This is a genomic window from Klebsiella sp. RHBSTW-00484 (genome assembly GCF_013705725.1).
In the GTDB taxonomy this organism is placed as follows: Bacteria; Pseudomonadota; Gammaproteobacteria; order Enterobacterales; family Enterobacteriaceae; genus Klebsiella.
The window spans coordinates 5,685,616-5,712,292 of record NZ_CP055481.1 but is presented as its reverse complement, the minus strand read 5'-3'; the positions used below and the strand labels follow the sequence as shown (position 1 = coordinate 5,712,292).

Genomic DNA, 26,677 nt, shown 5'->3' with positions numbered 1-26,677 from the left:
AATGAAAGCAGAGTATGAAATGAACCATCGTATTAATAAACTCCAGGTGCTGGTGATGGCGGTGGTATTGGCCGGTTGTACTATGGCGCCGGACTACGAACGGCCTTCTGCACCAACGAGCTCGAGCTATCCTTCGGGAGCGGCTTATGCTCAGGGCACGGTTTCACGGGTTCAGACTGCCGTGGCTGATATCGGTTGGCACGATTTTTATCGTGATCCGTTGTTGCAGCAATTACTTGAGGTCGCGTTGGCAAACAACCGCGATCTGCGCAAGTCGGTGCTGGATGTTGAGGCCGCGCGGGCCCAGTACCGGATCCGTCGTGCCGATATGTTGCCAACACTGAATGTGGATGCGGGCTCTGCTATGCAGCGTCTGCCCGCAGATGTCAGCCCGAGTGGTTCAACTCAGATAACGCGGAGTTATGACGTTAATGGTGCAGTGTCAGCCTGGGAACTGGATTTGTGGGGACGGGTTCGTAGCCTCAGCGATCGGGCGCTGGCAACTTACCTGGCGTTGGATGAAACACGGATTGCGGCAAGGCTGAGCCTGCTCGCTGAGGTGACAAACGCTTATCTGACGTTGCGTGCGGATCAGGAGTTGCTGCAACTGGCTCACGATACGCTGACCACGCAAAAGAGGACTTACGCATTGACCCAGGCGCTGTTTGATGCGGGTAATGCAACGCAAATCGATTTGCGGCGTGCAGATATTGCGTTGCGTACTGCGGAAGTCAGTCAGGCGGCTTATACGAGGGTGGCGGCGCAGGATCGCAATGCACTGGTTCTGCTTTTAGGGCAGCCATTGACGGCCGAACTCTCGGCCAGCCTGGATAAAGCGAATACCTTGCCCGATGACATCATCCCTTCAGCGTTGCCGGCGGGCTTGCCGGCCGAATTGATGGTGCGTCGTCCGGATGTCCGTGCGGCAGAGCAGCAACTGCGTGCAGCTAATGCCAATATCGGGGCCGCTCGCGCGGCATTCTTCCCGGCAATCAGTTTGACAGGATCGGCTGGTACGGCCAGTTCGAGTCTGGACGGGTTGTTCGATCCGGGGTCAGCGGCCTGGAGTTTTGTTCCGCAAATCTCGTTGCCTATTTTCCGGGGGGGCGCGCTGCGCGCCAATCTGGACCTGGCCCAGGTACAAAAGCGCATCGAAATTGCGAATTACGAGAAGGCGATTCAAGTTGCTTTCCGCGAGGTGGCTGATGGCCTGGCGGGCAGACAAACCCTGGATGATCAATTCCGTTCAGAACAATTGTTGGTGCAGGCCAGCCAGGCTAACTATGAATTGGCCTCACAGCGCTTCCGGGCCGGTATTGACGATAATCTGGCGGAGCTTGACGCACAACGAGCTCTGTTCAGTGCGCAACAAACTCTGGTTCAAACCCGACTGGCGCGAATGAGCAATTTGGTCAATTTGTATAAAGCGCTAGGGGGCGGATGGACAGAAAGCTCTCCGGCTAAGCCATAACTCTCCGGGCAGGTTAACGCCACTGTCTGGCGATAAGGTCGGCAATACGTGGGTGGAGGGATAAAACCGCCCGCGTATTGCATTGTCGTAGGGATAAGGGGTTACGGCGCGGCAACCACTTCTTTTACTGCGAGGACTGCTACGTCTTCGTCTTGTTGCCCGACAGCCGGCAGAAAGCACAACTGAACGGTTTACTTGAAATACTTTGGGGCAGTATATATCCCCACCTCAGGTGAAACGCTTAGTCAGAGAATATAAGCACGAAAATTTTTGGCGATAGGGCTTGACCTTACAACGGTGGCAAGTTCTATCATTGAAGTTACTACAACTAAATAGGATATATATATGCAATTACATCTAGAAAATATGACATGCGGCGGATGTGCCCGGACAGTGACTAAAGTGATTCAAAATATTGATCCTGAAGCAAGTATCATAACTGATCCACCGACTCGTAAGATCGAAGTGAAAACTTCTTTATCTACTGAACAAGTTGCTAATGCTTTACGTGAGGCAGGTTTTCCTCCGAGAGAGTAGTTAACTAAAAATGGTTACCTCCCCGCTGTGGTAACCATTTTTTATCATGTATCCTTACGGTTAGAAGTATTTCTGTTATTATTATGCACCATGGTGGGGTGTTTAGATGTCTTGAGTTGTAGTTTTGATTTAATATGTCTATTACTTAACTCACTAATTTTTTCTCTATGTTAAATGTATTGTGTTCAATATTTATGTGTGATTTACTAAATCATCGGTTTTTTCTTTTAAGGCCTCATTAATGTATCATGTGACGTCAAGTATTTGTGGAGGGGGTATTTGGTTTTTTTTAAATATATTAAGAACAGGGTGGTATGCCAAATTTATCATCATAAAAAGTAAGAAGAGCGAAGTATACGTAAACCAAACGCTGTAAGTTTAAGCATGCCATTTTTGTTCCATGCACTTCTTGATAGCTCCGGGTTTTCAGTCATCAGCCGATACCTCTTCCTGTATCAGGTTATTCAGAGATTCATGAGGCCGCTCGTTATTGTATTACCTCAGCCAGCATAATGTAATTCTCCCGTACCTCATTCTGAGTTCTAAATAGATTAAAATCCAGTATTTATGTCCGATAGCGGCGGTTAAACAGCTCTGCTTTGCATTAGTAACCCGCGTCCCCGGTGGGCATTGATACGATATGCTTCCTGCGGAGAATGCACCGACTGGTATTTCTGTGCCGGCCTTAGAACTTTTGCTTCAGCATCTCCTGAAGCATCTCCTTGTCCACACTCAGGCCAGCCACCTGTTTCTTCAGTCGCTGATTTTCATCCTCCTGCTGCCGCATGTGATTCAGTTCTGAATGAGAAATATCGCCTTATTCCTTACGGTATGTAATGGGATTGTCAGGGCATCGTACAATAGCGTGTTCGACAGCGTGATGAACTACTGTCCAGAAGAGCTTGACCGTACGCTCGATATAATTCTCGATAGCGTGGAGGCTCATATAAAGGTCTATGTGTCGGTCAAGAATCTTGATGCCAGTATGGTGGTAAAAGTACTCAATGAAGTAATGTCAGAAAATATTATTGCCATCTAAAAATCAAAGAGACTGATATATCAGTCTTAAAATAATAGTCAGTTAGAGACTCAACGGACGGAACAAATTAGCTGGCAGTGCGTACTATATCCATACTATTATGGGATGACGATATTCAATTTATGTCAAACTTTTCAAGTCTTCACTCGTCAATTCTGGTCACGCAGGGATTCGGCCCATTCAACATGTGATGTCGTGGTTTTTCTGATATTTTCGTGGTCATTGTTTATGGGGGCAGAAGAACCACGGCGGGAATATAGTCCGTGCAGTCTTATTTAATATGCTAAGGTTTTCTTTCGCTATACATGGTTTTATACTACCGAGAATATAGATAAAGGATTTGGAAAGGTAATGAATTTTAATGCTGTCCTCATATGCTATTATCCTGCGCTTATAATCCACCCCACTGAAAGTGTAATAGTACATGTTCCTGCTCGTAATCTTCCGGTGATATATCACTCAGGGCTTGAGGCCATTTCCAAGCCAATAGATGACTCGCAAAACATCATCTGATATCAACATTCAAATATATGTTTCTGATAGTCCACTTTTCGGAGACTCTGCCAGTTCCAGGCGCGTCAGAATGTCCAGTTGATACCAGCAAAACCGCTGATATTGTCTCGCGCTGACACAACAGGACTGTCACTGGTTTTATCCGCAAGCCAGGCATATGAAGCGCCCAGTAGGGTGCCCCAGTGTTCATTAAACTGATGCTGCCAGCTCAGGGTGGTCTGCGTAGCGTAAAATCCTGCGCTACGGTTGTATTCCCGAAAACCGGTTGTGCGGCTCTGGGCAGCATTAACGCCGTACCAGGTATTAATGTACCGGGCATCACCAAAAAGTGCCGCGCCCTGCAAGGCAACCGTATCTGTGTCGTTCTGCCAGGGCACGAGCGTCAGCGAGGCCTGGTACTGTACCCCCTGTGAATCCGTCAGCGGCAGAGTTGCACGGATTTCCGGGGTAAACCAGCTGTTCACCTGCCAGCCAACAGCAACCTGCGTGTTCAGTGCACCACGGATGTTTCCCATTCCTTTCAGTTTGTCAGAACCATCGCGCCACGATGAATTTTGATCGGCACGGCCAAAACTGTATCCGAACGCATTTTCAAAATAGAGCCCATTATCCGTCTGCAGGTCATAACCGATACCTTTTGTTGAGCCGAAGAAAAACGCGCCTTTACGGGCCTGCAGGGAAGGCATCACTGTCCAGTGCTGCTTATCCGCGCCACTGTAGCGGGGGGCGTTTTCTCCTATTATCCCCACCGTCACTCCATCCTGATTGCCGCTGTCGGCAATAGCGGACCCGCAGGTCGCTGCCAGCAGGATCATAGTACACCCTGTTACAGACGAACACGTTGCCATCATATATCCCTCGTTTTATGTTTATGCATTACGGTAAGCTGTAACCGCCCGGCAAACCGCAGTGGATTATGACGATGCTTTATCAAGACTCAGCGTGGAAACCATCAAGAAACCATCAAGGCAGAATGAATGAACACAAAACGTATTCTGATTATCGAGGACGACCGGGATGCGGCGAATGTTCTCGAAGCCTATCTTCGCCGTGAAAACTTCGGGGTCATACTGGCCCATGATGGAAAAGCAGGACTTGAAGCCGCCCTTACCCAGCATCCTGCACTTATTCTGCTTGATATCATGCTGCCGGGTATGACCGGAACAGAAATACTCAGCCGGCTGCGCCGCGAATCCGATGTTCCCGTGATAATGGTCACCGCAATGGGCGAGGCTCCGGACCGTATCGGGGCCTTACGCTTCGGTGCGGATGATTATGTCGTCAAACCTTATCATCCGGGTGAGGTCGTGGCCCGGGTGCAGGCGGTGTTACGGCGTGGGGCGGCAGCGCATACTGACGCTGAAAATTATCGCCGGGTGGGGGCCGTTGAACTCAACCGGGACACCATGTCAGTCGCTATTATTCACGATGAAAACCGGGTGCACCTTGAGCTGACCCCCACCGAGTTTTCACTGCTGGACATGATGATGACCCGCCCCCGGAGCGTCTGTTCCCGTCAGACCCTGCTTGAACACTGTCTGCCGGAGAGTGATGCCCTGGAGAGGGTGGTTGATACACACATCTATAACCTGCGCCGCAAACTGGAAAAAGCGGGGGTCAGCGGTGTGCTGACCAGCGTGAGAGGGGTCGGTTACCGGTATTTGCAGCCATGAATAAAAGAGAGTCCCGTTCATTATGGCGCTGGATTTGCGTCAGGGTGTTGTCGCTGGCGGCCGGCAGTGTCGTGCTTATCGCCCTGTGCATGTGGCTGCGTTTTGCCCTGCTGGATGCCTGGGTACAGAATCGGATGCCGGAGCCGGTACGACAGGAATTTCTGCATCTGCGGGAAAATCCCGATCTTAACCGCATCCGTTACCATGAAATTATTGATGACTGGTACGGACTGCAGTTCTCAGACCCGTCCATTGCGTCAACAGACTGGCTGACGCTGGGAGGGCTGGTCCTGTTTGTGACGCCGCTGATAATTATGCTCGGTTTGCTGGCCGCCCGACCTCTCGCCCGGCAGTTCGGTCTGCTGACGCGGGCCTCCGCAGCGATAGCGCAGGGGCGTTTTACCACTCGCTCAAAACTGGATGCAAGTGCGCCCTCTGAATTGATGTTGTTTACGCAGAACTTCAATACCATGGCCGAAAGACTTGAACGTTATGACCGGGAATTACGGGCATCTCATGTTGCGGCCGCGCATGAACTGCGCTCTCCACTGACGGCCGCGGTGGGCCGTCTGCAGGGAATGATGGACGGCGTATTCCCGCCTGATAAGGCGCAGATGAATATGGTGATGAACCAGCTGCAGAGCCTCAGCCGTCTGATTGATGATTTGCACCTGCTCTCACTGGCTGATGCAGGGCAACTCACGCTGAATAAACAACGCTTCTCACCCGCCGGATTACTGCAGGAAAAGATTGCCTGGCTACGGCCACAGGCTACCGCCGGGCATTTCGGTTACGACACGGATATCCCTCCGGGAGAATGTTGTGCGGACCCGCTGCGAATCGGACAGGTCTTTACCATTTTAATGGAGAACGCTCTGCGTTACGCGACGGAAGGCGGGAAGCAAACGATACAGGGGTACGTTCAGTCAGGCTACTGGACGTTCTCCTTCCGGGATTACGGCGCGGGCGTCGAACCGGATTTTCTGCCGGTGATGTTTGACCGGTTTACCCGTTCTGATGTTTCCCGTTCCCGTCATTCAGGAGGCAGTGGACTGGGTCTGTCGATTGCCAGAGCCATTTGTGAGTCTCACGGCGGAACGCTGACCGCCAGTATCCCGCAAGAGGGGAACGGACTCCTGTTTCAGGTGAAACTGCCCGTATGAGTTTTCTTTTTCACTTTTCTTGACCAAATCTTGATGGTTCGTCGAACGTATCTGGACACACCTGCGGTTTACTCATGGCAGCATTTTTTCCGGAGGCTGCCATGCCATCATATTCATTCATCCCCCTGATAGCATCTTTGCCTTTCTGGCGACGGGGCTCAGCCCTGGTTTTCGCCCTCGCCCTGCAACTGACCGGCTGTGATAATGAGCCGGTATCCCGCCATGTCCCACCAAGACCGGTGATGACCACGGAGGTATCTGCCGGCAATCATGGTGGGCAGACGCTTATGACCGGTGAAATATTGCCCCATGAAGAGACGATTATCGGCTTCCGTACCGATGGCCGGATGGTGAAACGACTCACGGATGTGGGGCAGTCAGTGGTTGCCGGGCAGGTACTGGCTGAACTGGATGATACCGATTTGTGTAATCAGTACCGCAGTGCTCAGGCGGTAGTACAGGAAGCCGGGGCAAGCGTCAGGCTTGCTGAGATAAACCTGCGACGCATGACGCTGCTTGCCCCGCAGGGTGCGGTTGCCCGGGTTCAGCTTGACGAGGCCCGCACAAACCGCGACACGGCAACAGCAAAACTGCAGAGCGCTCAGGCCGACCTGAGCAGTGCAACGGACCGTCTGGGGTATGCGCGACTGGTCTCACCGGTTACCGGGGTGGTCACCACCGTCAGCGCCGGTCCGGGACAGGTAGTGACCACCGGACAGGAAATCCTGCGGGTGGCGCAGTCAGGGGCCCGTGATGCGGTCTTCAGCGTACCGGGGGCTCTGGCTGACACCCTGAAACAGCAGCAGACACTCACCCTGCGTATGGCGGATAACCCGTCGGTGTCGGTAACCGGAACGCTGCGTGACATCAGCCCGCAGGCAGATACACAGACCCGGACCTGGCGGGTACGCTATGACCTTGAGAATGCACCCGCAGTAATGGCTATGGGGGCGACGGTCACCGGGTCATTACCAATGGGCGGCAGTGATGTGTTTCAGGTACCGGCATCTGCCCTGACGAGGAAAGAACAGAAGCCGGCAGTGTTCGTGGTGGACACCGACAAAAATCGCCTGCGCCTGACACCCGTTGACATTGCGGCCTATATGACCGATTCGGTGCTCATCCGAAAAGGGCTGACAGCTGGTGAACAGGTGGTCACTGCCGGGGTCAGTCAGTTACGTGACGGGGAAAACGTGCTGACGGAGGACCAAAAATGAAAAATGTTATGCACGCTTCCGTCGGTTTTAATCTTTCTGCCTGGGCACTGGCCCACCGACAACTGGTGGCTTTTCTGATGCTGATGATCACGGTGACAGGCGTCATGAGCTTTCTGAATCTGCCGCGCAGCGAAGATCCGGCGTTTACCATTAAGACCGCCGTGGTGTCGGCACAGTGGCCGGGCGCAACGGTAAAAGATACCGTCAGTTTCGTCACCGACACGCTGGAGAAGAAGCTCCAGGAAATCCCACATCTGGATTATATCGAGAGTTACACGCGTCCGGGCTCGTCGGTGATTTTTGTGAACCTGCGTGATGACACACCGCCGTCAGAGGTTGCGGGTATCTGGTATAGCGTGCGGAAAAAGATGGACGACATCCGGGCATCCCTGCCGGACGGCACCACCACCCCGGCCGTGGATGATGAATTCGATGATACATACGGCACAATTTATGGCTTCACGTCGGACGGCTTCACTCCCCGGCAGTTACGCGATACCGTCGATGATATCCGGGCATCTCTGCTGGCTGTTCCGGGAACAGGGAAAGTTACGCCGCTGGGTGACAGCGAACAACAGGTGGTGATTGCTTTTGATCCACTGAAACTGTCGGGAATGGGACTCGATCTTCAGCAGGTGACGGCGGCTCTGCAGGCACAGAATGCCGTCACGCCCGCCGGACGTATCCGGACATCACAGGAAAATATGTCGGTGGAAGTCAGTGGCGCCTTCACATCCGTGGACAGCCTGCGGCAAATTGTGCTGCATACCGGAAACCGTTTTATCCCCCTCACCGATTTGGCCACGGTCACACTGCAGCAGGCAGATCCGCCCTCACCGGAGTTTAGGGTTAACGGTAAACCGGCACTCGGGCTGGCGATTTCGATGGCTCGCGGTGGAAATATTATTGATTTTGGTCGGGCGCTGAACGCGACGATGGACAGGATCCGCACGCATCTTCCTTACGGGATCAGTGTGGAGAAGGTGGCAGACCAGTCGGCCGTAGTCAGTGACGCGGTGGGAGGATTCGTCCAGGTGCTGGTTGAGGCCGTTATTATTGTGCTGGCCGTTTCTTTTTTTTCGCTGGGCAGCCGGGCAGGTCTGGTGGTCGCTGTGGCCATTCCGCTGGTGCTGGCCATGACATTTACCGGGATGGAATTGGCCGGGATAGGGCTGCAGCGAATCTCCCTCGGTGCCCTGATTATTGCACTGGGACTGCTGGTTGATGATGCCATGATCACCGTAGAAGCCATGGTGTCGCGGCTTGAGGCTGGCGATGCCCTGAGTGTGGCCGCCACGCAGGTATTTCGTACCACCGCGTTCCCGATGCTGACGGGAACACTGGTGATGATTGCCGGATTTATACCGGTGGGATTTGCGGAATCGAGCGCAGGAGAATACTGCTACTCCCTGTTTGTGGTGGTACTGACAGCGCTGCTGAGCTCATGGCTGGTTGCGGTTCTTTTCTCGCCGCTTACCGGCGTCTGGTTACTGCCGGAACAGCATTCACATCAGTCACATAAGCACAGTTTCTTTCACCGTCATTATACCCGCCTGCTCGACCGGGTGATGCAGCACCGGCGCAAGACACTCGGTTGTGCCCTGGCGATACTGATATTGTCCGGGGGCGGGGCCCTTCTGATGCAGGGTGAGTTTTTCCCGGCGTCCGATCGCCCGGAGCTACTGGTGAGCCTGACTCTACCGCAGAATGTCAGCCAGGCACAGACACACCACGACGTCCTGAAGTTTGAAGCGAAATTGCGCGATAATCCTGATATTGACCATTACTCAAGCTACATCGGTTCCGGCGCTGTACGTTTTTATCTGCCGATGGATGTTCTGCTGCAGAAAGAGAACATTGCCCAGCTGGTCGTAGTGGCGAAAAATGAAGCGGCGAGAAACCGGCTGCAGAAACAGCTTGAGCAGATCCTGTCGAAAGATTTCAGTACGCTCACAACCCGGGTATCCACACTGGAGTTGGGCCCCCCGGTAGGCTGGCCGATCAGATATCGGGTATCCGGGCCGGATAATACCCGTGTACGTGAACTGGCCACGCAACTGGCAGGGATGATTGCCCGCAATCCCGATACTCGGGGTGTCAATCTGACGTCCGGTGAACCGGAGCGGGTCATCCGTCTGCGGGTGGATCAGACGCAGGCGCGTGCCACCGGCATGACGTCTCAGTCACTGGCAGGAACGCTTGCCACGCTGTTCTCCGGAACCACCGTGACCACCCTGCGCGACCGTAACCGCCAGATTGATGTGGTGCTGCGGGGAAATGAAGCCTCACGACAAAACCCGGCGTTACTGAATGCTCTGATGCTGACATCATCGACCGGGAATAAAGTTCCCCTGGGACAGGTCGCCACGCCAGAATGGACGCTCGATGACCCGGTTATCTGGCGCCGGCAGCGGCTGCCGTTTATCACGGCCCAGTCGGATACCGCGCCCGGGGTGCGTGCAGAAAGGCTATCATCGGCACTGTCTCCTGTCGTTGCCGGTTTCCGGGAGAGTCTGCCGCCGGGTTACGGCGTGGAGGAAGGCGGGGTGGTTGTGGAGTCGGACAAAGGGAACAGTTCAGTGTATGCGGTATTGCCTGTCACGCTGATGGTGATGCTGTTACTGCTGATGATCCAGTTACAGCGTTTTTCCTCGATGTTGCTGGCCCTGCTGATGGCACCCTTTGGTCTGCCGGGGATTGTTATGGCTATGTTGCCTTTTGGCATACCGATGGGCTTTGTAGCGCTGCTGGGGATCATTGCACTGGCCGGGATGATCATCCGTAATGCCGTCATTCTTATTAGCGAAGTGGATGTGGGGATGAAAAATGGTTTCACTGCGGATGAGGCGATCAAAGTCGCCGCGCTGCACCGTTCACGCCCCATCATGCTGACCGCTTCGGCGGCCATTCTCGGGATGCTGCCGATTGCCCGGGATGTTTTCTGGGGACCGATGGCATTTGCCATTATTGGTGGGCTGCTTTCAGCCACACTGGCAACGCTGACACTACTGCCGGCAGCAATAAGTCTAATCTTTCACTGGAAACCGTATCCCTGACGAGTCCTGCCGTATCATCGCCTATGCTTCGACTAATGATTGCAACCCGCGGATATGGGGATGACCGTCGCTGCCGGTTGCGACTGCTAGGATCATGGCGCCGGACGCCGCCATGACCTGCTGGATCGTGGTGAACTCAGGAGGGGATTCGGCGTGTGAGACAGCGACTATCTGTGACCTCCGAATGAGGTGAATGGATGGTTCGTCGTTGTCTGAGCGCGCACTGGTTCAGTCGTCTTTCCCAGAACCACTTCAAGTACCAGCGCAATTTCGAGCATCCAGGGGATGGGACCCAGCAGACGTTTGAGGATAGCACGCACCTGGTCCGGAGGCTGTTCACGCACTTCGTTATAGCCACATTGACCCAGCCGGGTCTGCACCTCGGCCTCGGAAAGTCCCTTCACGATATTCTCAGGGAGCATCTCCATACACCCTTCTCCGGAAATACCTGACCCGGCAGGTCAGGTATGTTGTTATGGCGATAAAATGAAAATCTGCCGGAGACATGGCGCGGTTAAGTGTATGGCGCATATGCTTTTACAGCAGTGTCATCACAAAGAAACCAGTGGCAGTCATCAGAAGCGAGCCAGTTACGTGCGTCAGTACGGAAATGACAGCCCATGCATAATTGCCATTCTGAAGTAACACCACCACCTCAGCAGAAAAGGTGGAAAAGGTTGTCATACCGCCACATATGCCGGTGGTAATAAAAAACTTCCAGGCGGGATCAAGGTGAGGCTGCCGGACAAAAAAGGCCAGTGCCATACCGATGATAAATCCGCCAACCAGATTAACCACCAGGGTACCAGGTGGAAGATTGGGGAAAAGTGCATTGAGACGCATGGACAGTATCCAGCGGATCACACAGCCGATCGATCCAGCGGATCACACAGCCGATCGATCCGCCTATCACCACCGCGAATAATGATTTGTACATACCACCTCGCTGAAATCAGGGCACCATCAGACCGTCATTCAAGGGAATAACGTGCGGTGATGGCCCGTTTTTCATTCATTTCATACAGTACGGGGATTCCCGTCAGGACATGCAGATCGGGAACCTTATTTTCATCAATCTGCTCAATAAACATGGTCAGCGCACGCAGTGTATTAGCATGACTGACCAGCAACATGGTTTCGCCACTGGCGACGCGCAGGACAATGACGTGGTGCCAGTAAGGCAACAACCTTCGTTGCGTTATTTCCAGACTTTCTCCCCCCAGCAAATCCGTCAGGGACACATGACGATAACGTGCCTCACGATGAAGTGAAGCAGGTGCTTCCGGCAACGGAAGGGAGATACCACGATAGCTCCTCCGCCAGTGATAAACGATTTTCTGGCCAATCTGTTGAGTGGCTTCATCTTTGTTCATTCCCTGAAGCGCACCGTAATGACGTTCATTTAACCGCCATGATTTGTCCACCGGTAACCACAATTGATTCAGCGCTTCCATTATCAGCCAGAGCGAATGAATTGCCCGGTTCAGAACGGATGTGCAGGCTCCATCTATGATTGTAGTGGCACACTGATCCCGGACCGTTTTATCAGGTTTGCTGCGCGCCGGGTTTCCTCCACTCCTTTCAGCATCAGCGGGACATTTTCCCATCCGGTAAAACGATTTTGCGATTCAACTAACTTTCGCCATGGCGGAGTAAAATAATTTTCCCCATAACAACTACCTGTCTGTCACCCACAACTGAACCGGAAGGACCTGAACCCGTTGAGTTGTTTGTACTGATTACCCGGATTTACCTGGACTCCGGTCAAGGAGGTGATGCATCAGAAGATGGGCACCGCTACCGATGAACAGCGCGATTACAACGGCACTGGTATCATCCGGCAGTATATTAAAAAAGGCATCAGCGATCAGGAAAACCAGACAGTTTGCCTGGATCCCCGTTGCTGTTGACAGTATGAGTATTTTTCCGTTCACAGAACCACCCTACCCCTTCCCGTATCTGAGCATACGGGAAGGGTGACGGAATCAGCGTTTTTTGAAGGCGGCTTTACCGGCGAAGATGGCGGCATCACCTAATTCATCTTCAATACGCATCAGTTGATTGTATTTCTCAATGCGCTCCCCACGGCTGGGTGCACCGGTTTTCAGGTGACCAGCCCGCAGGCCGACGGTCATATCTGCAATGAAGCTGTCCACGGTTTCCCCGCTCCGGTGCGAAATAAAGGTTCCCCAGTTGTTATCCTGACACAACTGGACGGCTTCGATGGTTTCACTCAGGGTGCCTATCTGGTTCAGTTTGATCAATGCGGCATTGGCCAGGTTTTCATCGATACCTCGCTGGATATATTTCACATTGGTCACAAAGATATCATCGCCAACCAGCTCAACTTTATCGCCGAGCGCGCGGTGCAGGAGCTGCCAGCCGGCCCAGTCGTCTTCCGCAAGGCCATCTTCAATCAGGACTATCGGGAAATCCTTCACCAGTTGCTCATAGTAGCGGGTCATTTCGTCGGCGCTGAGCCGGGTATTTTCGGTACGCAGGGTATATTTCCCATCGACGTAGAATTCACTGGAGGCCGGATCCATGCAAATAACGATATCTTCGCCTGGGCGGTATCCCGCCTTGCTAATTGCCTCCACGATAAGCTCCAGCGGCTGACGGTTTGAGGAAACGGCCGGTGCAAAACCGCCTTCATCGCCCACGCCGGCGGATAAACCTTTTTCCAGCAGGACCTGACGCAGGGCCTGGTAGACCTCACTGCCCCAGCGAATAGCTTCGCGTACGGAAGAGGCTCCCCATGGTGCAATCATAAACTCCTGAAAATCAGCGCCCTGCCAGCGGGCATGAACTCCGCCGTTAATGATATTCATACAGGGAACCGGCAGCAGATTCGCGCCGACGCCACCCAGATAGCGGTAGAGCGGGGTAGAGGATAGTTGTGCCGCCAGGCGGGATACTGCCAGCGATACGCCAAGGATCGCATTAGCACCCAGCCGGCCTTTGTTTTCTGTGCCATCAAGGGCAATCAGACAGTTGTCGATTTCTTTCTGGCGGCGTACATCGTAGCCCTGCAGGGCATCGTTAATTTCGGTATTGACGCACCGGACCGCATCCTGAACACCTTTACCGCCAAAACGTGTCTTGTCATCATCGCGATGCTCGATGGCTTCACGGGAGCCGGTGCTGGCACCGGAAGGAACGGAGGCACGGGCCATACTGCCCCCTACAGAAGTCACTTCAACCTCTACGGTCGGGTTACCGCGGGAATCCAGAATTTCTCTTGCGATGATACATTCAATTTCAAAGCTCATAAGTTTGACCTTCTTTTAAGGGGCTGGAATATGTTTAATCAGAACATCAACAGAAAGGTGATTGATGAATTCGAAAGAAAAGGAGGAAAAAACCCTGAACAGGCGGTTTTCATGCCCCAGCATGACCAGATCGATATCTTCATGCTGAACAACGGCCTCAACGTCCCGGAAACGATGGATGCTGACGATGGACCTGACGTTGATATCAATACTGCTGGACTCCACCAGACGGCTAAGCATTGCCTTTGCATCAATAACTTCGCGGGACTGACGGTCTTTGGTTAATGAGTCACTGGTATAATCCAGTTCCCTATAGTCAGCACTGAGATGCCCGACAGTAATACGGGTGCCCATCTCTTTTGCCAGACGTTCTGCCTGCTCAAGCAACAGCAGACCATCGGTTTCATTCTGTACAAGTAACAAGGCATGCCGGTAAATTTGCATAAATCACCTCTTATAAGAAGCGAAGCGGTTGGTCAGCCAGGGGAGGATTTCTTTTTTCCGGCTTGTCATGCCGGGCAGCGATACCTGGCGGGAGCCTGTCAGGCTGCTGTCTGAAAAAAGCAAAACGGAGTTCCGGCTGGTAATGTCTGTCACCATCAGGATCACCATGTCCAGCACGCTGTCCTTGCAGGTTTTATCCATTTCCTGCAGTAGCTCAGGCAACAGGGGAGTAATATCAGCCATGTCGCGGACCTCAATTTGTGACAACAACAGCGGCACATCATGGATCCGGTAATTTTTGGCGTCACGATTGAGTAAAACCGACGCGGATTGCCCGGTTATATCTGTTTTGGCTCGCAGCAGCCCTGTCACAAACTGGTCATAATCGATACCGGCGATTTCCCGCAAAACAGCCACGGATTCCTGATCCTGAGTGGTGGTGGTGGGACCCGTCAGCGCAACGGTATCACTGAGGATCGCCCCCATCAGCAACACAGCCTGAGCGGCAGTCAGCGGCATCGGAATGTCATGCATGAGAATTGAGAGAATTACTGTTCCGCAGCATCCTACCGCCCGCACCCAGACATCCGGTGGATTGCGGGTAACAAGGGTACCAATACGATGATGGTCAATGATGCCGATGACGTTGCTGTCCATCAGCGAAGACGGTCCCTGCTCTGCATCCGTAAAATCAACCAGCCATACGGTTTTATCTGTCAGATCGACGGTGAGTAAATCGGGTTGTGAAACACCCGCAGCGTTGAGGATATAACGGGTTTCCGGGGTGATATCCCCCAGGCGCCAGGGCGTTGCGGGACGACCGGTGTAATTAAGCCAGTCAGCCACAACCAGCGCGCTGCAAATAGCATCGCTGTCAGGATTTCGATGACCGAAGACATAAATCGGATTATCTCTTTGAAAAGAGAGAGATTCTGCGGTAAGCGGTAATGTGGTTTTATTTTGCATAGCGATACCTGACATACATGCCTATAAGAGGACAACTTCATCTGTATATCAGGCGCCATCATCCGGTGTTGAAAAACCGGCGGTTGGGAAAGGTGGAGCACCATCACCTTGTAAATCAATCTTATATGGGCCTTTGCATTAAATCAATATTTATTGTTGGCCCTCGGTTTCGTACACACAAGTACATCCTGTCCCGCCAAAAACGTTTACGATAGTGCGCCAAATGAAGCAATTTATACCTTCTTAATTATATTGGTGATGAAGATTATCGCCGCCGCATCCTGACCCAACTTAACCGGGGAGAAAGCCGACATGCTGTAGCCAGAGCGATTTGCCACGGACAAAAAGGTGAAATAAGGAAACGCTATCAGGATGGGCAGGAGGATCAGTTGGGTGCGCACGGACTGGTGACCAATGCAGTCGTTCTCTGGAATAGCATCTATATGCAGGCAGCATTGGATCATTTACGTAATGAAGGTGAAACCATAAATGAAGAGGATGAAGCCAGACTTTCGCCACTGAAGCACGCGATATCAATATGCTGGGGCATTACACGTTCACACTTGCTGAGCAGGTAACAAAAGGCCAGCTACGGCCACTGAAGCAAGCGGAAGAAACGGATGAATGGACTCTGTGACGATCATATTGTCTCAGGGCTTGATGATCATCTGTTCACAAAACGTACTTAGCGTCCGTTTTCGTACGGTTGGGCTTCAGACCCCTAGTCTAGTCTGGGAGACATAAAACTATGTCAGAAACCTTTATGATTAATCATAAGAAAGTCCCGCTTAAGTCACTGCAATACAACAGTAAAGCGAATCAGCTGGAAGTGATGCGCAACTGGTTTTATGAACACTACGAAGACCTAGTGAATGCCTATCCTTATAACTCCCGGGAAGGTGGATATGCGTATATTTATGGCGGTCCTTATGACGCGGATGAAGAGCATCAGGCGAACTTTGGCGGATTCGTTAAGGACGATTACATCAAGGACTTAGTAGGCGAACTCCAGGCGGATTGCTTTGAATTGTCGGGAAATTCAAATAACACCGACTAGTACGATGATGATTTGTACAATGCGGTCACCCTTTATCAGACAATCTTGTCTGACGCTCCGGACACAAATATGCTGGTTTTATCTGTTCAGAACACTGAACTATGTTCGGGAAATCACAGAGTCAGGCTAACGGAATAGAATAGTGAGCGGCGTCTTAACCCCTTAAATCGTAAAAGCACCGGTTGCTAGCTGATGATGAATGGTTCTCTGTTTTAACCAAGCATCGGTATTGAGAATGGATCACAAAAACTGAAAGTATCAAAGAGGGCGTGGAGCTAAAATATTTGCACGGATAAAAAACTATACTTAACTATTAGTATTATATTAAAAAAATGCGGACTCTTTATCAGCAGTCCGCTAAAGTCTATTCAAGGAAAAACATGTGATATATCAAATAATAAAAATTAGTATATGGTGGCAGATTTTATCAAGGTATATATTCCTATAGATACCCTAAAATGATTATCTATTAATCCCCTAATTTAGCGGTCATGTGCACTCGATCACCAGTATACGCAGAGAGAATTTTGTATGACGTTTGTGCTTCTTTTGCTTTAGCAGCAATTTTTGCTTCTGCACTGTCAAGAGTGGAAGCAGTTACGCTGACAGTCTGCGCCATAACAGAGAATGAGACAACAGAGAGAAGACCAGTTGCTGCGAGAAGTTTGATATTTTTCATAGTGATAATCCTAATAATGTTAATGTTCATCATAAGAGCATACTGCTCGTTTCCTGTTGATGACCATTAAAAACCCTGTAACTACTATAGGGTCAATACTTTTTATTGTATTTTTTGCATGCGGTTTTCTTTTTATAAAACAGTTAGATACAAAATTACTTCCTTTTATTCCGACGGTTTCTCTGTTTCGATAATTTTCTTTGAACTCGTTCTTTCTTTAAGGGAGAGAGGTAGTCAATAATGAGTTTTCCTGTTAGATGATCCATTTCATGCTGGATACAGATAGCAAGAGGCTTTGTTGAATAAATCAGATTTCGGGTAAGTCTCCCCCGTAGCGGGTTGTGTTTTCAGGCAATACGCACGCTTTCAGGCATACCTGCTTTCGTCATTTTGTTCAGCGCTCGTACCAGGGCCATAGCCTCCGCAACCTGACCATCGTAGTCACGCAGCGTCAGTGAACCCCCGAACAGCTGTTTTACCCGGTACATCGCCGTTTCCGCTATCGAGCGACGGTTGTAATCTGTTGTCCATTTCCACCGCGCATTACTCCCGGTCATTCGCTGATTAGCCACTGCACGGTTACGGTCTGCATATTCACCGGGCCAGTAACCCGCACCTTTTCGGGGAGGGATAAGCGCGCTGATTTTCTTACGCTGACCTGCTCCCCGTTGATTAGTACACCCCGATGTTAGTAATGTCTTCATAAGCCACATGAGGACATCCCCATGAAGAAGCGTTTTTCCGACGAACAGATCATCAGTATTCTCCGCGAAGCCGAAGCTGGGGTACCCGCCCGTGAACTCTGCCGCAAGCATGCCATTTCCGATGCCACGTTTTACATCTGGCGTAAGAAGTATGGCGGTATGGAGGTGCCTGAAGTTAAGCGCCTGAAGTCGCTTGAGGAAGAGAACGCCAGACTCAAGAAGCTGCTTGCCGAAGCCATGCTGGATAAAGAGGCGCTTCAGGTGGCTCTTGGGCGAAAGTACTGACGACAGACCAGAAGCGGGAAGCCGTGATGTTGATGTGTGATGCGACCGGTCTGTCGCAACGTCGTGCCTGCAGGCTTACAGGTTTATCCCTGTCGACCTGCCGCTATGAGGCTCACCGTCCGGCTGCTGATGCGCATTTATCAGGGCGCATCACTGAGCTGGCACTGGAGCGCAGGCGTTTTGGCTACCGTCGTATTTGGCAGTTGCTGCGCCGTGAAGGGCTTCATGTTAATCATAAGCGCGTGTACCGGCTTTATCACCTCAGTGGCCTGGGCGTAAAACGCAGAAGACGTCGTAAAGGGCTGGCAACAGAACGTCTGCCGCTGCTCCGTCCGGCGGCGCCCAATCTGACCTGGTCGATGGATTTCGTCATGGACGCACTTTCCACCGGTCGCAGGATCAAGTGTCTTACCTGCGTCGATGATTTCACAAAGGAATGCCTGACGGTCACTGTTGCCTTTGGGATTTCAGGCGTTCAGGTCACGCGTATTCTGGACAGCATTGCACTGTTTCGAGGCTATCCGGCGACGATAAGAACTGACCAGGGGCCGGAGTTCACTTGCCGTGCACTGGATCAATGGGCCTTTGAGCATGGTGTTGAGTTGCGCTTAATCCAGCCGGGCAAGCCAACGCAGAACGGATTTATTGAGAGCTTTAACGGACGATTTCGCGATGAATGTTTGAATGAGCACTGGTTCAGCGATATCGTTCATGCCAGGAAAATTATTAATGACTGGCGGCAGGATTATAACGAATGCCGCCCGCACTCCACGCTGAATTATCAGACACCGTCTGAATTTGCAGCGGGCTGGAGAAAGGGTCATTCTGAGAATGAAGATTCCGACGTTACTAACTGAGTGTTGTATCTAATCGTGGGGGCAGGTCAACGCCGCAGTTCATCGTGACATAGCCGGGTATCGTAAGCGCCATCGGCGGCGGCTGACCTGATTTTCCGGTGGGTTTGCCGGATTAACCCGGGGAAGGCCTCTGAGTCCGTAACGTTGTTCAGCGACAGGTCAGCGCAGATGATTTCATGTGTTTTACTGTCAACGGCGAGATGCAGCTTACGCCAGATACGGCGGCGTTCCTGGCCATGCTTTTTGACTTTCCACTCGCCTTCACCGAAGACCTTCAGCCCGGTGGAATCAATTACCAGGTGTGCGATTTCACCCCGGGTGGGCGTTTTGAAACTGACATTAACCGACTTTGCCCGCCTGCTGACACAGCTGTAATCCGGGCAGCGTAGCGGAACGTTCATCAGAGAAAAAATGGAATCAATAAAGCCCTGCGCAGCGCGCAGGGTCAGCCTGAATACGCGTTTAATGACCAGCACAGTCGTGATGGCAAGGTCAGAATAGCGCTGAGGTCTTCCCCGTGATGAAGGCGTTGCCGACTCATACCAGGCCTGAATAGCTTCATCATCCAGCCAGAAAGTTATGGAGCCACGGTTGATGAGGGCTTTATTGTAGGTGGGCCAGTTGGTGATTTTGAACTTTTGCTTTGCCACGGAACGGTCTGCGTTGTCGGGAAGATGCGTGATCTGATCCTTCAACTCAGCAAAAGTTCGATTTATTCAACAAAGCCATAGCAAGAAGTCCATCCGCGTGAATTTCCTGGGTTTTCCCATATTTATCCATGTATTTGATCTTCACTACCTCTGAACGCTCAATATCGCAGTAAATACCCGGCAACGAAAGACAGCCTTCTGTTCCTTTAGAAATATTGTCGCTAGCCCAAACTATTTCAGGATTGATGATTACCATTGGCTGATCGCGCGTCTCAGACACGTCAATCACGACGACGCGCTCATGGGTATTTACTTGGGTAGCAGCAAGACCAATCCCGTTTGCATCATACATTGTTGCTAACATATTTTGAGCAAGAAAATGAACCTGCTCATCTATACATAGAACCGTCTTTGCTTCGGTACGTAATCGAGGGTCGGGAAACTGAAGGATAGGTAATATACTCATAGGAAAATCCCAATAAGCGAATGGACTAGGCCGCCATTGTCAGCATTAAGCTGACTATGGATTTAAGGTTGGTAGGTTGTGCTACCTAATTGGGGAGGTTTTCGCCACATTCTTTAGTGATTCTGTCATTGTGAATTCAGGGGACCATAGTTTAGCAAGTTGCTGTACTGTCATATTAGCTGAAAGGACATAGGTAGCCGCACCAATAACATCACCTGCAGATTCCCCTACCATATGAATGCCGAGTATCTTCCCTGTTTCACTATTCGAGATCAGTCTTACCAAACCATCAGTATGACGACTCACAATTGCACGCAATACAAACGCGACAGGCAGTTCTCGGACTTCATATGGAATTCCTTCTTCCTCAGCTTGTAATGCAGTCAAACCTACAGAAGCTAGCTCCGGAGAAGTGAAAGTTACACGAGGAAGGACATTATAATCCAGAGAATCTAGCTTATCACCAAGAGCATTACTCGCTGCTAATTTACCTTGCTCAACTGCAACATAAACAAATTGAGCACCGCCTGTAACATCACCAGCAGCCCAGACTCGTGAATTTGACGTTTTAAGATTCTCGTCCACAATCACCTGCCCACGTGGACCAGTCGAGATATTAACAGCATTAAGATTAAGATTTTCGGTAAATGGGCGGCGCCCGGTTGCGATCATAATCTTCTCAGCAGAAAGAATATAAGTGCTCTCACCAATCTTGACTGTGCAGCTAACTAAATCTCCCATTGCTTTTACTTGTGTGATATTTGCACCAGTTAAAAATTCAATACCTTGATTATTGAGTGATTTCGCCAAGACAGCAGATATTTCATGATCTTCGAAAGGAGCTATTCTGGTGGCAACCTCAATAACTTTGACTTTTGACCCTAAACGAGAGAACAACTGAGCTTGCTCAAGGCCAATAGCATTCCCACCAATAACCAGTAAAGATTCAGGAACTTTAGTAAGCGACATAGCCGTGGAAGACGTCAGATAATCTACGTCCTTCAACCCTGGAATTTCAGGAATGAACGGACTCGCCCCGCTTGCAATGACTACGTTCTTTGCATGTACTTGAGTGATGCCATCAATTCCATGAACATTTAAACTCACATATTCCTGATTCTGAGATAACGTAAAAGCGGCAGCCCCTCGAAACACATCAATACCGGCTTCAGAAGGTCCCTGTACATGATAGGTCTCTCGAAATTGGCCAATCATCTGATCTTTATCCCAAACCAACAATGCCAGGTCAACAGGAGCAGCCGAGGTATCAATGCCAGAAAATTTCTTTTGAAGCGCAGAAAAACGAATTGCAGCCGCCGCCAATAAGGTTTTGGACGGGATACAGCCAACATTCAGACACGTGCCTCCCGCAACCCCCTGCTCAATCATTGCTACTGATTTATCTAATCTGCGTGCTTCATTAGCCGCTGCCCTTGCAGCAGAGCCTGAGCCAATAGTCACTAAGTCATAGATTTTATGAAACATTTCATGCGGAGCACGGGGAGTACTTTTCATGTAAAAACCTCTTAATTAAGTACCGGCAAAGTAAAGGAGACCGATCTGTCTCCCTCATCTAAGAGTAGACAAGTCAGTCTACTGATGTCAATATTCAATCCGTACAACAACCAGGTCTTAGCTTCTATGGACAAGAAAGAACTATTAATCTCAACTGCTTTTAAACTTTTTTATCAATATGGAGTTCATGCTGTTGGTATAAACCAGGTATTGACTGAATCGGGTGTAGCGAAGAAGACGCTTTATACCTATTTTTCAAGCAAAGAAGAGCTTATTGCGGCTACCATTGACTATTGCAACCAACAATATTTCGCATCTTTAAACTCTCGTTTATCTCAAGTAGAGGATGGTTACCCATCTATTAGCGAGCTTTTCAATACACTCGATGATTCTATAAATAGCAGAGACATCACATCGTCATCTTTTCATGGTTGTTATTTTATCAATGTCAGTGCTGAATTTAGCGATCCCACTCATCTGATACATCAAAGGTGTGCTCGTAATAAAATAGAAATGGATGTATTAATCAGGCACCATGTGTCGAAGGTTATTTCCTCCGAAAAATTTGTGTTCGAAATATCAGAATCCGTTTCAATGCTCTTTGAAGGAGCTATTATTCGTGCTCACATACTCAGAGATTTACAAGCAGCGGTTAAAGCAAGAACAGCAGTCGAACAGATTATAAAATCAAAGCTGAGCTAGCTGAAACGATAATTTTAGAAACTCCAAAAACAGCCTTACTTAAAAAATAACCTCCGTAGTTCTGATAAATACAAATATTTCAATTTAATGATTTCCTTTGTAATTATTGATATATAGGAAAGACTCTAACATCGAGAAGTTAAAAAAGGGCTCCAACAACAGGCAGCCCTAAAACATCACTCAAGATAAAGGAAGGTAATATGCTTGTATAAATCGGCACATTATATTTGAATCACAATGGATAAATAAAAACATTGCTATTTCAAGCAGTTACATCGCTACTCTCCTAGAATAGCGGTCATGTGAACTCTATTGCCAGTAGAAGCAGAAAGAATTTTGTATGACGTTTGTGCTTCTTTTGCTTTAGCAGCAATTTTTGCTTCTGCACTGTCAAGAGTGGAAGCAGTTACGCTGACAGTCTGCGCCATACCAGAGAATGAGACAACAGAGAGAAGACCAGCTGCTGCGAGAAGTTTGATATTTTTCATAGTGATAATCCTAATAAAGTTAATGTTCATCATAAGAGCATATTGCTCGTTTCCTGTTGATGACCATTAAAAACCCTGTAACTACTATAGGGTCAACACTTTTTATTGTATTTATTTGTATAGCGCAGACTGTCTTGAACATCCACTTATCGAGAAATTTTTCTTAGACAAGAAAATTCACATATGATCAATAAGATATAGCGATTTTTTTATCGTTTTACACTGAAGATATTTTTTCTTATCCCATTTATATAGGTTTCAAAATATGTCTTTACAGGTAGTTGGAGGCTGAAACTCACGCATTCCCATCCCCTTCCCTTCAAACAACTCTAGCTTGACTCTGAATCAAAAGAATAAATACCTAGATCTTAAATCACGTGACATGAAATGCCCAAGCTGCCTAAATAAACCATATAACAATCATTGTTATTCAATAATAATGTCTTTTTTTGTTTATCCATTGTCTGTTTTTGTTTATCTAATTTTAAATATACATGAAATAATAATAACATTATCATATATTGGAAAGAGTTTTAAATGGCAGATATGGTTGTATTCGGAATGTCATTTCCATACATATTCAGGATAATGATTCAAGGCTATCTTTTTTATGTTGTATGCATGGTATTTGTGAAGCACTCTAAATTTTGGCACGATGTATGTGACCTGCCCCCACGATTAGATACAACACTCAGTTAGTAACGTCGGAATCTTCATTCTCAGAATGACCCTTTCTCCAGCCCGCTGCAAATTCAGACGGTGTCTGATAATTCAGCGTGGAGTGCGGGCGGCATTCGTTATAATCCTGCCGCCAGTCATTAATAATTTTCCTGGCATGAACGATATCGCTGAACCAGTGCTCATTCAAACATTCATCGCGAAATCGTCCGTTAAAGCTCTCAATAAATCCGTTCTGCGTTGGCTTGCCCGGCTGGATTAAGCGCAACTCAACACCATGCTCAAAGGCCCATTGATCCAGTGCACGGCAAGTGAACTCCGGCCCCTGGTCAGTTCTTATCGTCGCCGGATAGCCTCGAAACAGTGCAATGCTGTCCAGAATACGCGTGACCTGAACGCCTGAAATCCCAAAGGCAACAGTGACCGTCAGGCATTCCTTTGTGAAATCATCGACGCAGGTAAGACACTTGATCCTGCGACCGGTGGAAAGTGCGTCCATGACGAAATCCATCGACCAGGTCAGATTGGGCGCCGCCGGACGGAGCAGCGGCAGACGTTCTGTTGCCAGCCCTTTACGACGTCTTCTGCGTTTTACGCCCAGGCCACTGAGGTGATAAAGCCGGTACACGCGCTTATGATTAACATGAAGCCCTTCACGGCGCAGCAACTGCCAAATACGACGGTAGCCAAAACGCCTGCGCTCCAGTGCCAGCTCAGTGATGCGCCCTGATAAATGCGCATCAGCAGCCGGACGGTGAGCCTCATAGCGGCAGGTCGACAGGGATAAACCTGTAAGCCTGCAGGCACGACGTTGCGACAGACCGGTCGCATCACACATCAACATCACGGCTTCCCGCTTCTGGTCTGTCGTCAGTACTTTCGCCCAAGAGCCACCTGAAGCGCCTCTTTATCCAGCATGGCTTCGGCAAGCAGCTTCTTGAGTCTGGCGTTCTCTTCCTCAAGCGACTTCAGGCGCTTAACTTCAGGCACCTCCATACCGCCATACTTCTTACGCCAGATGTAAAACGTGGCATCGGAAATGGCATGCTTGCGGCAGAGTTCACGGGCGGGTACCCCAGCTTCGGCTTCGCGGAGAATACTGATGATCTGTTCGTCGGAAAAACGCTTCTTCATGGGGATGTCCTCATGTGGCTTATGAAGACATTACTAACATCGGGGTGTACTAATCAACGGGGAGCAGGTCACATGAACACAATAGGATAATTGATGTCGTCATTGATTATAATTTCAGTTCACAAGCATCATTTTGCCGAACTTTCAAATCCATTTTTGGTGTTCCTCCAACATACTATAAATCAAAAGAAATCAAAAAAAATCAAAAAAAATCAAAAAACTAAACCATTAGACGCAACCACTTTTAATATTATAACTTTGTCTGTTTTTGTTTATCTATTGTCTTTTTAAGTTAATCCATTCTATAAATTTTGAGTTATTATTATACCCACTATTTAGTTAAAGAGGTGTTCATGAAAAGTATACTTGTATTAGCATTGCTATTCCCCATTTTCAGTAGTTACGCGGCGACAGAAATTACTTATAACGAACCAACTCCGATAAACGCAATTCGTGTCGGAGAGATTAATTTCTTTAAAACCGGTAGTGCAACCCAATCGGAGATTATTAATTCGCTATCTAAAAAAGCAGATATGATTGGTGGAACTCATTTCGTAATTTCATCACTTAGAGTTCAAGATAATTCATACGCTACCGCTGTCGTATATAAATAGAACCAAACTATTTGTAAATTTTCTCCTTATTGAAAATTTAACGCTATCACAGTAATCAAAGAATGTAGCATGTCGCAGCAGTACCATATCTACATAGTAGGTATGTCCCTCTGTTTTTCCTTGAGTGACTTTTGCGAGCTGCCTGTATTGGAGCTCGCTTTTTTATATTATGGGTCATTATTTTCCTACTTACATTCATTATCTAAATAACTGATCCTAATACCGCTACACATTAGCCAGCCCATGTTTTCCCCCGGGGAATGGGCTGACGGTATTCATAAAGTGATGGACCTTTTTCAACAGTTGCCACATTGAACGGCACTGGTGATTTCGGGTTATTGTCTCATGAAGTGCCTGCCACAACCGTTCGACATGATTGACCCACGGCGAGTAAACCGGCTGGTAAATGACCCTGAACTTTGGGTTTGCTTTCAGCCAGCGCAACGTTTCACGGCTTTTGTGGATGATGTAGTTATCGACAATGAGCGTAATCGTTTTTGCCCGCCGGTATGTCGCTTTAAGATGCTTTAACAGACTGATAAATAAGGCTGAGCTTTTGCTGTTACCGCCCACGTAGCTGACTTTTCCCGTACCGCTGTGCAGCGCACCGGCAAGATAGTACTTTTCATTCTGGCCCGGTGTGACAACGCGTTTTTGCTGCCCGCGTAACTGCCAGTCAGCTCCGATTTTCGGGTTGAGATGAATATCCACTTCATCTTCGTAAAACACTGGGTTTTCCGCACTGCATTTCGCCAGTGCCTCATGGAGAGCGACCATTTTTTCTTCTTTGTGTGGGTCACGGATACGCAGTGTCGGCGCAGCTCTCCGCCATACCAGCCCGGCAGATGGCAACCAACGACGCACCGTTCCGGCATGTAGCCGGCATCCGGTTATCTCGTTGATTTTTATTGCCAGTAACTCCGTACTCCAGCGTGAACATTGATAACCAAAATCACCGGGAGAGTGTTTTATCAGTTCACGTAACAATGTGCAGATATGCTCAAAGGGCCAGCGGCGGGAACGCCCGACGGGTAATGATTTCAGACCTTCAGTACCCGATTGGGTAAACCAGTTAATCCATCGCCCTACAGATGAACGGGCGCAGCAGAGTGTTCTGGCGACATCACTGACACGGTCTCCCCGGTGCAACATCAGCATGGCGGTCAGTCTGCGGGCATAATTTTAACGCACGTTTTATGGATGGTTTTCTGCATCAGGTGTCGTTCGCTGCGGGGAATGGGTGCTATGATCGGCATTGCTCAGTCCGGTTGGTGATTTTTTTGATTTGGCGATTGATCAGATCGCACAATCCGGGCTGAGTTCCCTCAAAGTGATCTACTATTCGGCGCAGCTATTTAGATTATCCGTGGCTAATCAATAATCTTGCAAAGCAAGGTTTTTCCTTCGGGAGGTGGCCTGCTCACTTCGCTTTATCTGGTAGTAGCGAACCATAATGTATTTATTGCATACAAGGGAAGGGGGCCGGTTTCATTGTTA

At 49.5% G+C, this 26,677-nt stretch carries 22 protein-coding genes, 6 pseudogenes and 1 riboswitch; of the genes and pseudogenes, 12 read left to right on the top strand and 16 right to left on the bottom strand.

Translation table 11 applies throughout. The features are described from left to right. The first annotated feature begins 1 nt into the window (after position 1). Positions 2-1,471: an efflux transporter outer membrane subunit gene (locus tag HV213_RS26865; protein WP_023336642.1), complete on the top strand. Its 1,470-nt coding sequence runs from the start codon at positions 2-4 to the stop codon at positions 1,469-1,471. Between the two features lie 345 nt (positions 1,472-1,816). Then, on the top strand, positions 1,817-2,008 hold the full coding sequence (locus HV213_RS26860; RefSeq protein ID WP_016154448.1) for a heavy-metal-associated domain-containing protein: 192 nt from the start codon (positions 1,817-1,819) through the stop codon (positions 2,006-2,008). Positions 2,009-3,625: 1,617 nt separating this feature from the next. On the opposite strand, the gene HV213_RS26855 is transcribed toward HV213_RS26860, so the two are convergent. Then, complete coding sequence (locus HV213_RS26855; protein WP_058660965.1) at positions 3,626-4,375, bottom strand: MipA/OmpV family protein; 750 nt, start codon at positions 4,373-4,375, stop codon at positions 3,626-3,628. Positions 4,376-4,537: 162 nt separating this feature from the next. Here HV213_RS26855 and HV213_RS26850 point away from each other — a divergent pair, with 162 nt between their 5' ends. The 4 genes from HV213_RS26850 (at position 4,538) to HV213_RS26835 (ending at position 10,669) form a co-directional block, all read left to right on the top strand. After that, positions 4,538-5,233: a response regulator gene (locus tag HV213_RS26850; protein ID WP_023336646.1), complete on the top strand. Its 696-nt coding sequence runs from the start codon at positions 4,538-4,540 to the stop codon at positions 5,231-5,233. Further along, on the top strand, positions 5,230-6,396 hold the full coding sequence (locus tag HV213_RS26845; protein WP_023336647.1) for a sensor histidine kinase: 1,167 nt from the start codon (positions 5,230-5,232) through the stop codon (positions 6,394-6,396). The genes HV213_RS26850 and HV213_RS26845 overlap by 4 nt, the downstream gene beginning before the upstream one ends. Positions 6,397-6,497: 101 nt before the next feature. Continuing rightward, a complete protein-coding gene (locus tag HV213_RS26840) occupies positions 6,498-7,613 on the top strand; it encodes an efflux RND transporter periplasmic adaptor subunit (RefSeq protein WP_023336648.1) in 1,116 nt (371 codons plus the stop codon). Beyond that, positions 7,610-10,669: an efflux RND transporter permease subunit gene (locus HV213_RS26835; RefSeq protein ID WP_023336649.1), complete on the top strand. Its 3,060-nt coding sequence runs from the start codon at positions 7,610-7,612 to the stop codon at positions 10,667-10,669. The genes HV213_RS26840 and HV213_RS26835 overlap by 4 nt, the downstream gene beginning before the upstream one ends. 167 nt (positions 10,670-10,836) lie before the next feature. Here HV213_RS26835 and HV213_RS26830 read toward each other — a convergent pair whose 3' ends face one another. The 3 genes from HV213_RS26830 to HV213_RS26820 form a co-directional block, all read right to left on the bottom strand. Then, the gene (locus tag HV213_RS26830; protein WP_016154443.1) at positions 10,837-11,097 is read right to left on the bottom strand and encodes a cation-transporting P-type ATPase; all 261 of its coding nucleotides are present in this window, start codon (positions 11,095-11,097) and stop codon (positions 10,837-10,839) included. A 109-nt stretch (positions 11,098-11,206) separates the two neighbouring features. Next, on the bottom strand, positions 11,207-11,512 hold the full coding sequence (gene crcB, locus HV213_RS26825) for a fluoride efflux transporter CrcB (RefSeq protein WP_009652450.1): 306 nt from the start codon (positions 11,510-11,512) through the stop codon (positions 11,207-11,209). 128 nt (positions 11,513-11,640) lie between these two features. After that, on the bottom strand, positions 11,641-12,276 hold the full coding sequence (locus tag HV213_RS26820) for a 2,3-bisphosphoglycerate-dependent phosphoglycerate mutase (protein ID WP_224788374.1): 636 nt from the start codon (positions 12,274-12,276) through the stop codon (positions 11,641-11,643). A 168-nt stretch (positions 12,277-12,444) separates the two neighbouring features. On the opposite strand from HV213_RS26820, the gene HV213_RS33615 reads away from it, so the two are divergent. Then, positions 12,445-12,579 carry a hypothetical protein gene (locus HV213_RS33615; protein ID WP_023336651.1) on the top strand — a complete coding sequence of 45 codons (135 nt, stop codon included), beginning with the start codon at positions 12,445-12,447 and terminating at the stop codon, positions 12,577-12,579. Positions 12,580-12,654: 75 nt separating this feature from the next. Here HV213_RS33615 and eno read toward each other — a convergent pair whose 3' ends face one another. From eno to HV213_RS26805, 3 genes are read right to left on the bottom strand one after another with little or no spacing between them, the layout of a single operon-like run. Further along, positions 12,655-13,941, bottom strand: a complete 1,287-nt coding sequence (gene eno, locus HV213_RS26815) for a phosphopyruvate hydratase (RefSeq protein ID WP_023336652.1) — start codon at positions 13,939-13,941, stop codon at positions 12,655-12,657. 15 nt (positions 13,942-13,956) lie between these two features. Beyond that, the gene (locus HV213_RS26810; RefSeq protein ID WP_023336653.1) at positions 13,957-14,385 is read right to left on the bottom strand and encodes a universal stress protein; all 429 of its coding nucleotides are present in this window, start codon (positions 14,383-14,385) and stop codon (positions 13,957-13,959) included. A 3-nt stretch (positions 14,386-14,388) separates the two neighbouring features. Then, complete coding sequence (locus HV213_RS26805) at positions 14,389-15,351, bottom strand: DHHA2 domain-containing protein (RefSeq protein ID WP_009652407.1); 963 nt, start codon at positions 15,349-15,351, stop codon at positions 14,389-14,391. 42 nt (positions 15,352-15,393) lie between these two features. Beyond that, positions 15,394-15,468: riboswitch (Fluoride riboswitch) on the bottom strand. A gap of 116 nt (positions 15,469-15,584) precedes the next feature. Between HV213_RS26805 and HV213_RS26800 the strand changes: the two are divergent. Both HV213_RS26800 and HV213_RS26795 read left to right on the top strand, forming a co-directional pair. Next, positions 15,585-15,988 (top strand): annotated as a pseudogene (locus HV213_RS26800) (Tn3 family transposase); the annotation flags it as partial. A 111-nt stretch (positions 15,989-16,099) separates the two neighbouring features. Next, positions 16,100-16,405 (top strand): annotated as a pseudogene (locus HV213_RS26795) (hypothetical protein); the annotation flags it as partial. A 472-nt stretch (positions 16,406-16,877) separates the two neighbouring features. Here HV213_RS26795 and HV213_RS26790 read toward each other — a convergent pair. The 3 genes and pseudogenes from HV213_RS26790 to HV213_RS26780 all read right to left on the bottom strand — a co-directional run. Beyond that, the gene (locus HV213_RS26790; RefSeq protein WP_023336656.1) at positions 16,878-17,087 is read right to left on the bottom strand and encodes a YdgH/BhsA/McbA-like domain containing protein; all 210 of its coding nucleotides are present in this window, start codon (positions 17,085-17,087) and stop codon (positions 16,878-16,880) included. A gap of 155 nt (positions 17,088-17,242) precedes the next feature. Next, positions 17,243-17,377 (bottom strand): annotated as a pseudogene (locus HV213_RS26785) (peptide deformylase); the annotation flags it as partial. Between the two features lie 57 nt (positions 17,378-17,434). After that, positions 17,435-17,743: pseudogene (locus HV213_RS26780) on the bottom strand (transposase); the annotation flags it as partial. Between the two features lie 69 nt (positions 17,744-17,812). Between HV213_RS26780 and HV213_RS26775 the strand changes: the two are divergent. Further along, positions 17,813-18,933, top strand: a protein-coding gene (locus HV213_RS26775) for an IS3-like element ISSen4 family transposase (protein ID WP_096147877.1) whose coding sequence is annotated in 2 segments (ribosomal slippage) — positions 17,813-18,071 and positions 18,071-18,933 — 1,122 coding nt in all. Because the reading frame shifts where the segments join, the coding sequence is not laid out codon by codon here. Positions 18,934-18,962: 29 nt separating this feature from the next. Here the strand turns inward: HV213_RS26775 and HV213_RS26770 are convergent. The 3 genes and pseudogenes from HV213_RS26770 to HV213_RS26760 form a co-directional block, all read right to left on the bottom strand. After that, a pseudogene (locus HV213_RS26770) lies at positions 18,963-19,628 on the bottom strand (IS5 family transposase); the annotation flags it as partial. A 1-nt stretch (position 19,629) separates the two neighbouring features. Beyond that, the gene (def, locus tag HV213_RS26765) at positions 19,630-20,049 is read right to left on the bottom strand and encodes a peptide deformylase (RefSeq protein ID WP_181483959.1); all 420 of its coding nucleotides are present in this window, start codon (positions 20,047-20,049) and stop codon (positions 19,630-19,632) included. Between the two features lie 81 nt (positions 20,050-20,130). Continuing rightward, positions 20,131-21,564, bottom strand: coding sequence for a dihydrolipoyl dehydrogenase family protein (locus HV213_RS26760; protein ID WP_023336658.1), 1,434 nt, complete (start codon positions 21,562-21,564; stop codon positions 20,131-20,133). Between the two features lie 126 nt (positions 21,565-21,690). Here HV213_RS26760 and HV213_RS26755 point away from each other — a divergent pair, with 126 nt between their 5' ends. Next, a complete protein-coding gene (locus HV213_RS26755) occupies positions 21,691-22,266 on the top strand; it encodes a TetR/AcrR family transcriptional regulator (RefSeq protein WP_023336659.1) in 576 nt (191 codons plus the stop codon). Positions 22,267-22,544: 278 nt separating this feature from the next. Here HV213_RS26755 and HV213_RS26750 read toward each other — a convergent pair whose 3' ends face one another. Beyond that, a complete protein-coding gene (locus tag HV213_RS26750) occupies positions 22,545-22,754 on the bottom strand; it encodes a YdgH/BhsA/McbA-like domain containing protein (RefSeq protein ID WP_032645162.1) in 210 nt (69 codons plus the stop codon). Between the two features lie 691 nt (positions 22,755-23,445). Continuing rightward, a protein-coding gene (locus HV213_RS26745; protein ID WP_096147877.1) for an IS3-like element ISSen4 family transposase occupies positions 23,446-24,566 on the bottom strand; the annotation gives its coding sequence in 2 pieces (ribosomal slippage) (positions 23,446-24,308 and positions 24,308-24,566; 1,122 coding nt in all). Positions 24,567-24,919: 353 nt separating this feature from the next. Between HV213_RS26745 and HV213_RS26740 the strand changes: the two genes are divergently transcribed. Continuing rightward, a complete protein-coding gene (locus HV213_RS26740) occupies positions 24,920-25,180 on the top strand; it encodes a YdgH/BhsA/McbA family protein (protein ID WP_023336660.1) in 261 nt (86 codons plus the stop codon). A 225-nt stretch (positions 25,181-25,405) separates the two neighbouring features. On the opposite strand, the pseudogene HV213_RS26735 reads toward HV213_RS26740, so the two are convergent. Continuing rightward, positions 25,406-26,436: pseudogene (locus tag HV213_RS26735) on the bottom strand (IS630 family transposase). Between the last annotated feature and the right edge of the window lie 241 nt (positions 26,437-26,677).